This window comes from Rhizobium sp. TAL182 (assembly GCF_002117725.1).
Lineage (GTDB): Bacteria > Pseudomonadota > Alphaproteobacteria > Rhizobiales > Rhizobiaceae > Rhizobium > Rhizobium esperanzae.
In genome coordinates this window covers 2,194,355-2,206,579 of record NZ_CP021024.1, presented here as the reverse complement: position 1 = coordinate 2,206,579, position 12,225 = coordinate 2,194,355, and the positions used below count along the sequence as shown (strand labels likewise).

Here is a 12,225-nt window from a genome sequence, read left to right as displayed (position 1 = left end):
CATGCCGGATTATCAGTCGATCAAGAAAGAACTCGAAGGCATCGCCATCGAAGACAATCCGGCGCTGGTGCGCCAGAAGAGCCGTGATTTCTACTGGTATTCACCGATACTGAAGGCGCAGCTCGACAACGTGACGGCCGATCTCGTCGTCACGCCAAAAAACCAAGAAGAGGTCATCCGGACGCTGAAGGTTGCCTTCGCGCATGGCGTGCCGGTCACGCCCCGCGGCGGCGGCACCGGCAATTACGGCCAGGCGATGCCGCTTTCCGGCGGCATCGTGCTGAATCTGGCGGCCATGGACAAGATCAAGGAAATCCATCCCGGCCGCGTGATCTGCGAGCCTGGCATCATCATCGCCCAGCTCGACAAGCAGACCAAGGCCCATTCCGGCCAGGAGCTGCGGTTCCACCCGTCCACGGCGCAGATGGCAACCGTCGGCGGCTTCATTGCCGGCGGCTCCGGCGGTGTCGGCTCGATCACCTGGGGCGGCCTGCGCGACCTCGGCAATATCCTGCGCCTGCGCGTCGTCACCATGGAGGCTGAGCCACGCGTGCTCGATCTCACCGGCTGGGACCTGCAGAAGGTCAGCCATGCCTATGGCACCAACGGCATCATTACCGAGATCGAAATGCCGCTGGCGCCCGCCTATGATTGGGTGGACGTTCTCGTCGGCTATGACGACTTCATGGCTGCCGTGCGCTTCTCCGATGCGCTCGCCAAATGCAACGGCATCCTCGTCAAGGAGATCGCACCGATCGCCGCCCCCATACCGCACGACTATTTCACCCGGCATAAATCCTATATCAGCAAGGGCCAGTCCGTGGTGGTGCTGATGATCGCGCCGCATTCCATGGATGCGTTCCTCGCCTTTGCCGCCGCTCACAAGGGCGAGGTCATCTTCCGCTCCGACAGGGTCGAAAGCATGAAAGGCATTCCGCATGCCTATGAGCTTGCCTGGAACCACACGACGCTGCGTGCTCTCAAGGTCGACCCCAACTTCACCTATCTGCAAGTGCAGTATCCGGGGCCGGATCATGTGGCCAAGGTCGCCAAAATGGTGGAGATCTTCGGTGATGAAGTGCCGGGGCATCTCGAATTCATCAAGTTCGACGGGCAGATCCAGTGCTCCGGCCTGCCGCTGGTACGCTACACCACAGAGGCGCGGCTCGAGGAGATCATCAAGATCCACCAGGATCACGGCTGCCCGATCTTCAATCCGCACCGCTACACGCTGGAGGAAGGCGGCATGAAGCGCACCGACAAGGTGCAGCTCGCCTTCAAGCACGAGACCGATCCCCGCGGGCTGCTGAACCCCGGCAAGATGATTGCCTGGGAGAATCCTAGTTTCGATTTCAATGCCGGCAAGAACTATCTGTTTCCGGGACTTGCGAGCGTCATGGAGGCCTGATGAACGTTCTCGTCCTTCATTCGCACCCGGTCGAGGAAAGCTACGGCAAGGCGCTTTACAAACAGACGCTGGAAAGCCTTAAGAAAGCAGGCCATGCGGTGGATGCCTGCGATCTCTATGCCGAGAAATTCGACCCCGTGCTCTCCCGCAGCGACCGGCTCAGCTATCACGACTATCCCGCCAATTCTGATCTGGTGAAATCCTATGTCGAGCGGCTGAAGCGGGCCGAGGGCCTAGTGCTGGTGACGCCGATCTGGAATTTCGGGTTCCCGGCGATCCTGAAGGGCTATTTCGACCGCGTCTGGCTTCCCGGTGTTTCCTTCGATCTCGTCGATGGAAAGGTCGAATCGCGGCTGCGCCATATCAGAAAGCTCGCAGCGGTTCTGACATACGGCGCCACGCCGTTTCGCGCCTTCGCCGCCGGCAATCCGCCGAAGAAGATTGTCAAACGTGTGCTGAGAGCGCAGATCAACCCGCTAAGATCGGTCACCTTTCTTGCGCATTATGACATGAACAATTGCACACCGCAGACACGGGCGAGGTTTCTGGAAAAGGTGAAGACGGCGATGGAGCGGTTCTAGATGAAGAGGATCTTCAATCCCTCCTCCGTTCGCCGCCCCTTCGGAAATTACAATCACGGTTTGCTGGTCCCACCGGGCGCCTCGTTGCTCGTAACCTCCGGGCAACTTGGCATTAGCCTCGAGGAGGAGGTGACGGAGGATGTCGGCGCGCAGGCAGAACTTTGCTTCGAGGCGATCAAGGCGATTCTTGGCGAGGCGGAGATGAGTTTTGCCGACGTTATCCGCATCTCGGGTTTTGTGACGAAGCGCGAGCACTTCGCCGACTATATGGAGGTCCGGGATCGATACACGCTCGAGCCGAAGCCGACCTCGACGCTAATCGTCGTCGCCGGTTTTACCCGCCCGGAATTCCTTGTGGAAGTCGAAGTTACGGCCGCAAAAGTATTTTGAGACAAGGCGCTTTCTCGACCCCCCACCTGTCAGTCGCCATCCTCCTGCGGCTTACGGGCGCTGACGCTTATCTTGCCGCTGATCTCATCTGCGAATTTGCGCATCAGCGCGTACCAATTCATTGAGATCGTGTTCCTCCAAGCTTTCGAAGAGCGTCCGACGCTTTCGCGTGCGGCATCGATGCGGTCGGCCATCGAAAAAAGGCGAACGAACATCCAACCGGAACGCCTGACACTCTGGCGGCGGAAACCGCAAAATGAGGCGCCATATCGATTGCGCCAAGGTCTTGCGCTCCTCTGCAATTTAGCCAAAAATACTGATCGAATACTTGTGCTCCGACAGCAATCCTCCTTTACGCATTCATTCGATAAATCAACGTTGAGTGCGGATTTCACAGCGTGACGGCGGCAATCTGCCTACCCGGACTGAACAATACGAATTTGTTTCATTGGCGGCATGGATGCGACATGTCTTTCGTGGAATCGCAAGGTGACAGAAAGTATCGGACCAGCGAGCGCGTGGGTGGGCTTGTTGATTGCTCATCGCTACAGGTCGAGCTCAGACATTTCGATCCCGGCTGGCAGGTCGACCTTACACTCGAATGCACGGAAATAGCTGTCCTGCTCTCGGGGCAGTCGAAGATCAGGTGGACGGGTGACGGCCACAGGCGGGAGGCGATTGCCCGCCCCGGTGTCGCTTGGGTTTGTCCGGCGGGTGTCCATGAGAGTGCCGTGGAAATCATGGGTACCATGCCCGAGTCCCTCCACATCTTTCTCCCGCCGTCGCTCGTCGGTGAGAGCGCACTTTCAAACTTCGACATCGATCCGGCCAAGGTGCAGCTCGCCTATGCGGGAGGCGTCCCCGATCCCATGGTGCTGCAGTTCGGTCAACTCTTTCGAGGTTTGTTGAACAGAAGCCTTGAACCGACTGATCGCCTCTATCTGGACGGCATTCAGACGGCGCTGGCGGCGCACCTGCTCAGCACCTATTCGTCTGTTCGCTGGCAACCTGCCGCACGGGCGCCGACTGTCGACCCCAAAAGGCTGCAACGCGTCTTCGATTTCATTGAAGCCCGCATCGCAGCCGAAATCTCGCTGGATGACCTTGCTGCGGAGGCTTGCCTCAGCCCCTTTCATTTTGCCCGCATGTTTCGCAGGGCTACCGGCCTGACGCCGCATCGTTACGTCACCGAGCGACGGATCGAAGCGGCCAAGGAAAAGCTCCGGCTCGCACGGTCCTCGCTCGTGGAGATCGCGCTCGATACCGGCTTCGGCTCGCAGGCGAATTTCACCCGGGTCTTCCGCAAGACGACCGGCTTGACGCCCGGCCAATATCGCGCGCTCGTCACCGGTTAGCGGGTTCCGCCTGCCGGAGATAATTCGCCATTCGTGCATGCCGGCACGCCGGAGCGCAAGATTTGCGCATAGCGCAGCAAGAGCTGAAAATACCGCAATACCGGTTCCGCCTATACACCTGTCTCGTCGAGTTAGCCCCGAGCTGAAAAGAGGAGACAGGAGATGATTACCATTGCCGAAGCTCGCAGGATCATCGCCGCAGGTGAGGCGCGGGCCAATGAGATCGGTGTGCCGGTCAATATCGCGGTCCTGGACGCCGGAGCCCATCTCAAGGCGTTCAGCCGAATGGACGGCGCAGTGCTCGGCTCGATCGACCTCGCTATGGGCAAAGCCCGGACGGCCGTATTGTTTCAAACCACAAGCGAGGCCGTCTGGGATTATTGCAAGCCCGGGGCTCCCGCCCATGGCCTCGAACTATCCAACGGCGGCCTCGCTCCCTTTGCCGGCGGCATCTCGCTTTTTGCCCGCGACGGAACGGTCATAGGCGCCGTTGGCGTCTCCGGAGGAGCGGTTTCACAGGATCTCGAAATCGCGCAGGCAGCGGCTGCGGCCGTCGCGTGATGCTGTGCCAAGACTGATTTCGACCAACCTGAACCCATCGAAAGGAATGTCTCATGACCAAGACCATTTTGATTACCGGCGCAGGCTCCGGCTTCGGCAAGGGTGCCGCCATCGGCATGGCCAAGAACGGCCACAGCATCATCGCAACCACGCAGGTTTCCTCGCAGGTAACGCCGCTGCGTGAGGAGGTGGCCGCCCTCGGCCTGAAGAACATCCGTGTCGAGCGACTCGACCTCACCGATCCCTACGACATCAAGCAGGCGCAGGGATGGGATATCGACGTTCTTTGGAACAATGCCGGTATGGGCGAAGCCGGCCCGGTTTGGGAAATCCCGATCGAACTTGTTCGCAAGAACTACGAAGTCAACGTCTTTCTGCCGCTGGTGCTGACTCAGGGCGTCGTCCAGAGATGGGTGCGCGAAGGCCAGAAGGGCAAGGTGGTCTTCACCTCCTCGATGGGCGGCCTCTTCACCCCGGCCAACTGGGGCACCTATGTCTCCACCAAGCACGCGTTGGAATCGATCGCCGAGGCGCTGCAGCAGGAACTCGCCCGTTATGGCATCAAGGTCCAGACGATCAATCCGGGCGCCTATTACACCGGCTACAATGAGACGATGGCGGACAATCCGTTCCGCTGGCTGGATGACAGCAAGAACTTCACTAAACGCGCAGATCTGCGAAAGGGCTTCGACGATTTCTTCGCGACGCCCGAAGGCAAGATGGATCCGAAGGAAATGATCGACCGGATGATCGAAGTCGTTCCGGCCGACACCGGCAGGTTCCGCAATGTCGTTCCGAAGGTTATCGAGGACATGCTGAAGGAGCATCAGCTGAGAGCTTGGGAAAACCAGATCTAAGCAGATTTCTGGCGGCGAGCCCGCAAGCGGCACCCGGCCAGCGGGTGTCGCCCCACTCACTCGACCCTCTGGAGATAACCATGTCCCACACCGCAACGGCAGCCATCTGTCGGCCGCAATCCCTGACGATGCGCGTCTTCAATGCAATCCTCGGCATCGCCACCACCATCCTTGCTCTGGGCGGGCTCGAAGCCCGCGCCGCAGCGCAGTCTCTCACCGAAACCGAACGCCGCAACAAGGCAGCCGTCGAGGCTGGCTTCGAAGCCTGGGCGGCCGGAACAGGCAGTCCTTATGATCTCCTCGCCGACGACGCCCGCTGGACAATCGAGGGCTATTCGCTGGCCTCGAAGACCTACCCCAGCCGCGAGGCATTCCTGCGTGAGGTGATCCGCCCGTTTAATGCTCGAATGAAGGCACCGCTGAAGCCGGCGATCCGCAACGTATATGCCGACGGCGACACTGTGATCGCCTTTTTCGACGCGCGTGGCATCGCCCGCGACGGAGAGCCATACGCAAACACCTATGCCTGGTTTCTCGACATGCGCGACGGCCGTATCGTCCGTGCCTCGGCCCTCTTCGATTCGATCGCGTTCAACGCCTTTTGGACCCGTGTGACGCCGGCCGACTAGATGTGGAGCCCGGCGACTGGCGTGCTCGTGTGTTCGGATGGCTATGTCGCCTTCGGTAAGGCCTCAGCGCTGGAGGCCTATCTGGTCGATCGTCGGCCTCGGCCTGCTGTCGAATAACCGTCTTGACGGCCATGATCGTGCTGATGGCAACAGAGGTCGCCGCAGGTATGTTTCAAAGGGAGTCGCGTTCGTATCGCGGCGTCCAGCCGCGGGCCATTCCGCGGCTCATTACGCTTTCCGCCAGCGCCAGTTGCCGGCGCAGATGTCTGCAGTCGTCGAGCAGCGAGCGGATCGCCGCCTTGGCGTCGTCGTCATGCCAGGCAAGCACGGCTTCCACTTCCCATGCAGGATCAGAGCAAGCCGGATCCGGCGGCGGCTCATCGGACTTGGATGTCTTTGCCGGCTGCATCAGTTCAACGCCAGCGGCAATTGCACCGGGCGCGGCAGAGGCGGCAGCGGTCGGCTGAGTTCCACCTTTTTCTGCCAGGCGGCGCGGCGCTGCTGATCCCGCTCGCGGGCCGCCCGAGAGGCTTCGACAAGGGCTAGGGCGTTGGCGATCACCTGTTCCGTATGTGTCATGACCATCTCCAATGTTCCTGTTTTGTTCTACTTTAGACCTTCGCCCAAAGAAGTCAAGCGCGACGATGAGCTTGTCGTGGAAACAGGAGGAGAAACGGGGGGCTAGGATGCGGCCGCTGGTCAGTCGGCAGCTTCTATGACAGCGATGCCCGCCTCCTGCGCAGCCCTGATGAAGACGGCGCGCACATGATCCGGCGGGAGATCGCCGGTAATCGCATCCAGGCAGGCTTTGACCGCTTCGAAATATTCTTCGCCGTCATCCACCGGCCAGTCACGAAGCAGCGTGCGCGCGGCATCCCACACTGAGTTAATAACGGCATAATGGCCGAGCCCCATGGAGGCCAGGCCGACCGGTCGAAAATTTGCCGTCTGTCTCACTTTGCTACAGCTTTTCCTAATTTCGGCGAGCTAACCGATAATATGCAATTAGCATGCCGTTGGCAGCGGCCTTCGATCCTTGGCACCATGACCGTGACAGACCTGTCTCTCACGGTGGGATCCGGCAGGCGACGCTTGAAACGGGAAACGTCTGAAGCTTCTCGAGGGGGTTCCGGAAATCTGGCTATCAGCATTAAACGACCGATTATGGTAAATATCAGACAGAACCCACCACGCCTACTCATTAAAACCGCAGTATTCATGCACATTCTCTCGAATGTGCAGCAACGCGTTGCGTTTCCGGAAGCAACGCCTTGCGACGATCAGCCTTTGATTGTCCCTAAGGTGGACGGGAATGCTTCCAGATCGTACAATGCCACCTCCTGCACGCGGCGGATCTGGGAGGACGCGCGATGCCCATCTTCATGGACCGGCACTTTCTCGAAGGTACTTCGCCCGCCGAGGTTGCGCAGGCGCATCGCATGGATATCGACATTCAGGATCGATACGGCGTCAAGTTTCTGACGTATTGGTTCGACGAGCGGCGCGGGACGGCCTTCTGCCTGGTGGATGCGCCCGATGTCGAAACCGTCCACTGCGTCCATCGCGAGGCGCACGGTTTCGTCGCCAATGAGGTCGTCGAGGTGGCACTGTCGGCCGTCGAGGCTTTTCTCGGTCGCATCAATGACCCCGATCCGGCGCCAGGCCAATCCACGCCGCAGATGGATGCCGGCCACCGGGCGATCCTCTTTACCGATATTGTCGGCTCGACCGAGATGACGGCGCGCCTCGGCGACCGCATGGGGACGGAGCTGGTCAGGGCTCATGACGCGATCGTACGCCGGTGCCTCGGCAAAAATTCCGGCCGCGAGGTGAAGCACACCGGCGACGGCATCATGGCGGCCTTCGCGGCGACGACCGCGGCAGTCGAATGCGCCATGGCAATCCAGCAGGAATTCCAGCATTACAACGGCAGCAAGGCCGAGCCGATCCATGTTCGCATCGGGCTCGATTGCGGCGAGCCGGTCGAGGACAGCAATGACCTCTTCGGCTCCACCGTGCAGCTCGCAGCCCGCCTCTGCGCGGCCGCAGCCAGTGACCAGATCCTCGTGTCGGAGAATGTATTCCGGGAATATGGCGCCGGCGACCTCTTCGCCCACGCGACGCGCCGGCGCATAAAGGGATTTTCGAAACCCATGCTGGTCTTCCGCTGCGATTGGGCAGGTGCCGGCCTTCGCTAAAGCGCGTCGCGATCGGTGCGACGCGCATAGATCCGGTGAAATCCGCTGAGACTGCTGCCGTTTCCCGCGGCTTGCCGCGGTTGCCTATGACTGGAGATTCGCGACCGGAGGCGCCGCTTATGACATGGCGGCACGCCGGCTCAGATCGTCACGAGCAGACTTGGCTCTTCAAGCATTGCCGACGTTTCGATCGCCCATCCCCTCGAATTTGGGGCCGCTGTCGAGCATGCCCGACATCTTCAGAAAACGGCGGAAATTCTCGCGTGCGGCGCTGAGAGGAAATGCCCCCTTGGCGGTATCCCTGCACGCCTTCAGCAGTGTGTCATATGCCAGACCTCGCTTGTCCTGCGGCCACTCATCCAGAAGTTCGAAGATTTCGTCGAGACATGTGATCTCGGCGACGAAATGCTGACGATGAAGAAAAACCGGCTCGAACCGAGCTTCCGACATAGTAACCTCCCATTTATATTACTTTTTTATGGATTTATATTACTGAAAATCGGCGATTTGTTCAAGACAAAATCGGGAATCACTCGCTTTACGACACTGCGGATTTACTTCCATAACCGCAGAATAGTCCGGCCAGATTATCCGCGAATTTTCCCATGGAGCGAAGAACGGTCCCTCGATCATCGAAGCCATTTCCCATCAGATGAGCGTGATTGATCTCACTGGTTCTCGCATCTGTTTGTGCCGGCATGATAGATTGCCGAGACCAACCTCAGGAGAAGCGCAGATGACCCGATTCCTCACCTTGTTCGCGACCAGCGCGGTAATCGGCTTGTCCACGCTCACGGCTTCCTGCACCTCGCCAGCAAGGCAGGACCGGGAGGATTATCAATATCAGCTGGATACTTCGAGGAACCCGGCCTGTGCGGGCGGATTCAGACCCGGCAATGCTCGCTCGTGCAGCTATTGAAAGATCCGTTCCGTCAATGGGCGGTTTGGCGCATCAGGAGCCGGGAAACAACCATTGCCGAGCGCTCGATCGCCAAGAGAAACATTGGAAACACCGTGAGTTCCATGCCGAACAGAGACTTCCTCGAGTTCCACTCATTGCCGCTGGACACCGTCACTGCAATTATCGACAGAGCCGGCCAGCTTGCGAAGCATTGGGCGGACCGCACCATGCCACAGTCGCTGCTGGGCAAGCGAGTTGGTGTTATCGTCGACGACACAGGATGGCGGAACACCGCGGCCTTCGATCTCGGCGTCAAGGCCATGGGCGGCGTCTGCGTGCAACCGCCGATCAGCTTCAACACCCGCGAGGCCACAGCGGACCTTGCGGGCTATCTCGATAACTGGTTCGATCTTCTCGTCGTCAGGACGAAGGAACTTGCTACCTTGCAAGAGCTCGCGGCGGTCATGGATGCGCCCGTCATCAATGCCCGGACAAAGCTAAATCATCCGTGTGAAACGCTCGGCGATCTCGCCTATATCAAGAGCGTCAGGGGATCACTGGAAGGCCTCAAGGTGGTCGGGATCGCGCCGGATGCCAACATTCTTCGTTCCTGGGTGGAGGCATCGAAATCCATGCCCATCCGCGTCGTCCAAGTCTATCCGGAGCCCTGGCACGTGGCCGATGCCAATCTCCTGAACCCGAATTTCGAAATCAGCCGGGATATCAGGCATGCCTTTGACGCGGATGTCATCATCACGGACTCGTGGCCGAAAGACGCGAGGGAAAATGAGCTGGTCGAGTATCAGGTAACGGCAACACTCCTCGACAAAGGGCGGCGCGACCTGATCTTTTTGCCCTGCCCGCCAGTCGCAAGGGGACAGGAAGTAACGGCCGATGCGATGTTGCACCCTGCGTGCCAAAGCCGTCCCGCAAAAGCATTCCTGCTGCATGCCCAGAACGCACTCATGGAGTGGGCGACCTCTTGACGATCGGGCGTTGCGCCTCGACATGATCCGGCCCGCGACCCTCGGCGCGCACGAGCTTTCCCAGTCCGTAAATTGTGTCGTTTCCGCATCACTTTCCCTTGGGTTGCAAATTCCCTCTTGGCAATGCGCAATTGCTTCGCTACAAAACGCTACCGCTCAGATCGAACCAAAGGGAGGCGTTGAATGACATCAGCAATCATCGAAGTCTTCCCGTGTGGTATGTCCCGACGCTAGGTCATATCCATTCGCGCCCCGCCTTAAGCGCGCGCGACATGCGGTTTTCTCTTTCTTCAGCCCGAATGATCTGACGGCATTATTTCGTCTTCCGCGCGGGCTGCGCCTTTCAACTCCCGATTTTGAGGACCGGTTTCAGATACGAGCCGGACTGGTTAAAATGACTCGCAAGAAGCTCGATTTCCGCGCCGATGCCTATCGTCACGTGCTCGGCTTTGTTTTTCATCATTGGACCCACCGGCCTGCATTGGTCGGCATCATCATCGTGCTGGTAATTTCAAGCACGCTGGCCGAAGTCATGGTGCCGGTATTTTCCGGCCGGATCGTCGACGCCATTGCCGGCGGCAATGCGGCTGACGGCGCGCTCAGCGCCTTTGTTGTCGTCGTCGTTCTCGGCTTTATCAGCGTGGCACTGCGCTGGTTCATCTTCAACGGCATCATCCGGCTGACGCTGCGCATCATGGCGGATGTGGTCAATAACGGCTTCCACAAGGTGCAGCGGTTCTCGACCGACTGGCACGCCAACAGCTTCGCCGGTTCGACGGTGCGCAAGATCACCCGCGGCATGTGGGCGCTCGATTCACTGAACGACCTCCTGCTGGTCGCCCTGCTGCCGTCCCTCGTCATGCTGGTCGGCGCCAGCATCGTGCTCGGCAGCTACTGGCCGGTCATGGGGCTGATCGTAGCTCTCGGATCGCTGGTCTATATCGGCGTCACCGTGGCGCTTTCCATGGGTTTCGTATCGCCGGCGGCAAGACTTGCCAATGCCTGGGACACCAGGCTCGGCGGCGCGCTGGCGGACGCGATCAGCTGCAATTCGGTGGTCAAGGCCTTCGGTGCGGAAAACCGCGAAGAAGCCCGCTTGCGCCATGTGCTGGGCAAATGGGACAGCCGCACGCGCAGAACATGGAAGCGCGGCACCTTGAGCGGCACGATCCAGGGCTTCATGATGGTATCCATGCAGGCCGGCATTCTGGGAACGGGCCTGATCATGTGGCGGCAGGGGCTGGCGAGCCCGGGCGACATCACCTTCGTGCTCGCCATGTTCTTCGTTCTGCAAGGCTATCTGCGCAATGTCGGCCAGGACATCCGCAATCTGCAGCGTGCCGTCAACGACATGGAGGAGCTGGTGCTGCTCGACAGGATGCCGCTCGGCATCGAGGACAAGCCGCACGCCAAGCCGATTGCGATCGGCGCGGGCGAGATCGTCTTCGATCGCGTCACCTTCCAATATGGAGCTCATCCCGACCCGCTTTACGAGGACTTTTCGGTCACCATCAGGCCGGGCGAGCGTGTGGGGCTGGTTGGACATTCTGGCTCGGGCAAGACCACTTTCGTCAAGCTCATCCAGCGCCTCTATGATGTGAACTCGGGCGCCATCCGCATCGACGGGCAGGACATCGCCGAGGTCAGGCAATCGAGCCTGCGCGGCCAACTCGCCATCGTGCAGCAGGAGCCGATCCTGTTCCACCGGACGCTCGCGGAAAATATCGCCTATTCCAGGCCGAACGCCTCGCGGCGCGAGATCGAGCAGGCGGCGAAACAGGCCAATGCGCACAGCTTCATCATGGACCTTCCGAAGGGCTATGAGACGATGGTCGGCGAACGCGGCGTCAAGCTGTCGGGCGGCGAGCGGCAGCGTGTCGCCATCGCCCGCGCCTTCCTGGCCGATGCCCCGATCCTGATCCTCGACGAGGCGACGTCGAGCCTCGACAGCGAAAGCGAGGTGCAGATCCAGCAGGCGATGGAACGGCTGATGGACGGCCGCACCACTCTTGTGATCGCCCATCGGCTGTCCACGGTGCGGGCGCTCGACCGGTTGCTGGTGTTCGACAAGGGCAAGATCGTCGAAGAAGGCGGCCACCAGGCGCTGATCCGGCTCAATGGTGGCATCTATCGCCGGCTGTTCGAGCGCCAGGCGCTGGAATTGACCAAGGGGCTGGTGGCTTGAATCGAAACGCCGGGGCTGATGCTCCGGCGCAGTTCGTTGATCTCCTCCGTCATGCTCGGCCTTGTGCCGAGCATCTAACCACTGTAATTGCTTGACGGGAAAATATTTATTTGCAGATGCTTAATCGGGCCGGCGCAGATCCTCGGTACAAGGCCGAGGATGACGTTGCGGGTT

At 59.9% G+C, this 12,225-nt stretch carries 15 protein-coding genes; 10 read left to right on the top strand and 5 right to left on the bottom strand.

Annotated elements, in window-relative coordinates:
• The first annotated feature begins 1 nt into the window (after nucleotide 1).
• The 3 genes from Tal182_RS11120 to Tal182_RS11110 are packed head-to-tail and all read left to right on the top strand — an operon-like array spanning nucleotide 2 to nucleotide 2,379.
• Nucleotides 2-1,408, top strand: coding sequence for an FAD-binding oxidoreductase (locus Tal182_RS11120; protein ID WP_064802467.1), 1,407 nt, complete (start codon nucleotides 2-4; stop codon nucleotides 1,406-1,408).
• The gene (locus Tal182_RS11115; RefSeq protein ID WP_085859465.1) at nucleotides 1,408-1,989 is read left to right on the top strand and encodes an NAD(P)H-dependent oxidoreductase; all 582 of its coding nucleotides are present in this window, start codon (nucleotides 1,408-1,410) and stop codon (nucleotides 1,987-1,989) included. Before Tal182_RS11120 ends, Tal182_RS11115 begins: the two co-directional genes overlap by 1 nt.
• Nucleotides 1,990-2,379 (top strand): RidA family protein, encoded by a 390-nt coding sequence (locus tag Tal182_RS11110; RefSeq protein ID WP_064802462.1) that lies wholly within the window; start codon nucleotides 1,990-1,992, stop codon nucleotides 2,377-2,379.
• Between the two features lie 29 nt (nucleotides 2,380-2,408).
• Here Tal182_RS11110 and Tal182_RS11105 read toward each other — a convergent pair whose 3' ends face one another.
• On the bottom strand, nucleotides 2,409-2,594 hold the full coding sequence (locus Tal182_RS11105) for a hypothetical protein (protein WP_085859464.1): 186 nt from the start codon (nucleotides 2,592-2,594) through the stop codon (nucleotides 2,409-2,411).
• 252 nt (nucleotides 2,595-2,846) lie between these two features.
• On the opposite strand from Tal182_RS11105, the gene Tal182_RS11100 reads away from it, so the two are divergent.
• The 4 genes from Tal182_RS11100 (at nucleotide 2,847) to Tal182_RS11085 (ending at nucleotide 5,781) form a co-directional block, all read left to right on the top strand.
• Entirely contained in the window at nucleotides 2,847-3,734 is an 888-nt protein-coding gene (locus tag Tal182_RS11100) for an AraC family transcriptional regulator (protein ID WP_064810341.1), read from the top strand.
• 162 nt (nucleotides 3,735-3,896) lie between these two features.
• Complete coding sequence (locus Tal182_RS11095) at nucleotides 3,897-4,295, top strand: heme-binding protein (protein ID WP_085859463.1); 399 nt, start codon at nucleotides 3,897-3,899, stop codon at nucleotides 4,293-4,295.
• Nucleotides 4,296-4,348: 53 nt separating this feature from the next.
• The gene (locus tag Tal182_RS11090; protein ID WP_085859462.1) at nucleotides 4,349-5,152 is read left to right on the top strand and encodes an SDR family oxidoreductase; all 804 of its coding nucleotides are present in this window, start codon (nucleotides 4,349-4,351) and stop codon (nucleotides 5,150-5,152) included.
• An 80-nt stretch (nucleotides 5,153-5,232) separates the two neighbouring features.
• Nucleotides 5,233-5,781, top strand: a complete 549-nt coding sequence (locus tag Tal182_RS11085; RefSeq protein WP_085859461.1) for a nuclear transport factor 2 family protein — start codon at nucleotides 5,233-5,235, stop codon at nucleotides 5,779-5,781.
• Nucleotides 5,782-5,953: 172 nt separating this feature from the next.
• On the opposite strand, the gene Tal182_RS11080 is transcribed toward Tal182_RS11085, so the two are convergent.
• From Tal182_RS11080 to Tal182_RS11075, 3 genes are all read right to left on the bottom strand, one after another.
• Nucleotides 5,954-6,190: a hypothetical protein gene (locus Tal182_RS11080; RefSeq protein WP_064802451.1), complete on the bottom strand. Its 237-nt coding sequence runs from the start codon at nucleotides 6,188-6,190 to the stop codon at nucleotides 5,954-5,956.
• Complete coding sequence (locus tag Tal182_RS31495) at nucleotides 6,190-6,360, bottom strand: hypothetical protein (protein ID WP_164517744.1); 171 nt, start codon at nucleotides 6,358-6,360, stop codon at nucleotides 6,190-6,192. Before Tal182_RS31495 ends, Tal182_RS11080 begins: the two co-directional genes overlap by 1 nt.
• A 120-nt stretch (nucleotides 6,361-6,480) precedes the next feature.
• On the bottom strand, nucleotides 6,481-6,738 hold the full coding sequence (locus Tal182_RS11075; protein ID WP_011425300.1) for a DUF982 domain-containing protein: 258 nt from the start codon (nucleotides 6,736-6,738) through the stop codon (nucleotides 6,481-6,483).
• A 413-nt stretch (nucleotides 6,739-7,151) separates the two neighbouring features.
• Here Tal182_RS11075 and Tal182_RS11070 point away from each other — a divergent pair, with 413 nt between their 5' ends.
• On the top strand, nucleotides 7,152-7,979 hold the full coding sequence (locus Tal182_RS11070) for a nickel-binding protein (RefSeq protein ID WP_085859460.1): 828 nt from the start codon (nucleotides 7,152-7,154) through the stop codon (nucleotides 7,977-7,979).
• Nucleotides 7,980-8,147: 168 nt separating this feature from the next.
• Here Tal182_RS11070 and Tal182_RS11065 read toward each other — a convergent pair whose 3' ends face one another.
• The gene (locus Tal182_RS11065) at nucleotides 8,148-8,429 is read right to left on the bottom strand and encodes a DUF982 domain-containing protein (RefSeq protein WP_064802447.1); all 282 of its coding nucleotides are present in this window, start codon (nucleotides 8,427-8,429) and stop codon (nucleotides 8,148-8,150) included.
• Nucleotides 8,430-9,002: 573 nt separating this feature from the next.
• On the opposite strand from Tal182_RS11065, the gene Tal182_RS11055 reads away from it, so the two are divergent.
• Complete coding sequence (locus Tal182_RS11055; RefSeq protein WP_085859458.1) at nucleotides 9,003-9,866, top strand: ornithine carbamoyltransferase; 864 nt, start codon at nucleotides 9,003-9,005, stop codon at nucleotides 9,864-9,866.
• 394 nt (nucleotides 9,867-10,260) lie between these two features.
• Nucleotides 10,261-12,051, top strand: coding sequence for an ABC transporter ATP-binding protein (locus tag Tal182_RS11050; RefSeq protein ID WP_085859457.1), 1,791 nt, complete (start codon nucleotides 10,261-10,263; stop codon nucleotides 12,049-12,051).
• Nucleotides 12,052-12,225 lie beyond the last annotated feature (174 nt).

Bases quoted from the DNA above. Each gene is read 5' to 3' on its own strand.
- Tal182_RS11120 (WP_064802467.1), top strand. From the start codon at position 2: ATGCCGGATTATCAGTCGATCAAGAAAGAACTCGAAGGCATCGCCATC.
- Tal182_RS11115 (WP_085859465.1), top strand. From the start codon at position 1,408: ATGAACGTTCTCGTCCTTCATTCGCACCCGGTCGAGGAAAGCTACGGC.
- Tal182_RS11110 (WP_064802462.1), top strand. From the start codon at position 1,990: ATGAAGAGGATCTTCAATCCCTCCTCCGTTCGCCGCCCCTTCGGAAAT.
- Tal182_RS11105 (WP_085859464.1), bottom strand. From the start codon at position 2,594: ATGTTCGTTCGCCTTTTTTCGATGGCCGACCGCATCGATGCCGCACGC.
- Tal182_RS11100 (WP_064810341.1), top strand. From the start codon at position 2,847: ATGTCTTTCGTGGAATCGCAAGGTGACAGAAAGTATCGGACCAGCGAG.
- Tal182_RS11095 (WP_085859463.1), top strand. From the start codon at position 3,897: ATGATTACCATTGCCGAAGCTCGCAGGATCATCGCCGCAGGTGAGGCG.
- Tal182_RS11090 (WP_085859462.1), top strand. From the start codon at position 4,349: ATGACCAAGACCATTTTGATTACCGGCGCAGGCTCCGGCTTCGGCAAG.
- Tal182_RS11085 (WP_085859461.1), top strand. From the start codon at position 5,233: ATGTCCCACACCGCAACGGCAGCCATCTGTCGGCCGCAATCCCTGACG.
- Tal182_RS11080 (WP_064802451.1), bottom strand. From the start codon at position 6,190: ATGCAGCCGGCAAAGACATCCAAGTCCGATGAGCCGCCGCCGGATCCG.
- Tal182_RS31495 (WP_164517744.1), bottom strand. From the start codon at position 6,360: ATGACACATACGGAACAGGTGATCGCCAACGCCCTAGCCCTTGTCGAA.
- Tal182_RS11070 (WP_085859460.1), top strand. From the start codon at position 7,152: ATGCCCATCTTCATGGACCGGCACTTTCTCGAAGGTACTTCGCCCGCC.
- Tal182_RS11065 (WP_064802447.1), bottom strand. From the start codon at position 8,429: ATGTCGGAAGCTCGGTTCGAGCCGGTTTTTCTTCATCGTCAGCATTTC.
- Tal182_RS11055 (WP_085859458.1), top strand. From the start codon at position 9,003: ATGCCGAACAGAGACTTCCTCGAGTTCCACTCATTGCCGCTGGACACC.
- Tal182_RS11050 (WP_085859457.1), top strand. From the start codon at position 10,261: ATGACTCGCAAGAAGCTCGATTTCCGCGCCGATGCCTATCGTCACGTG.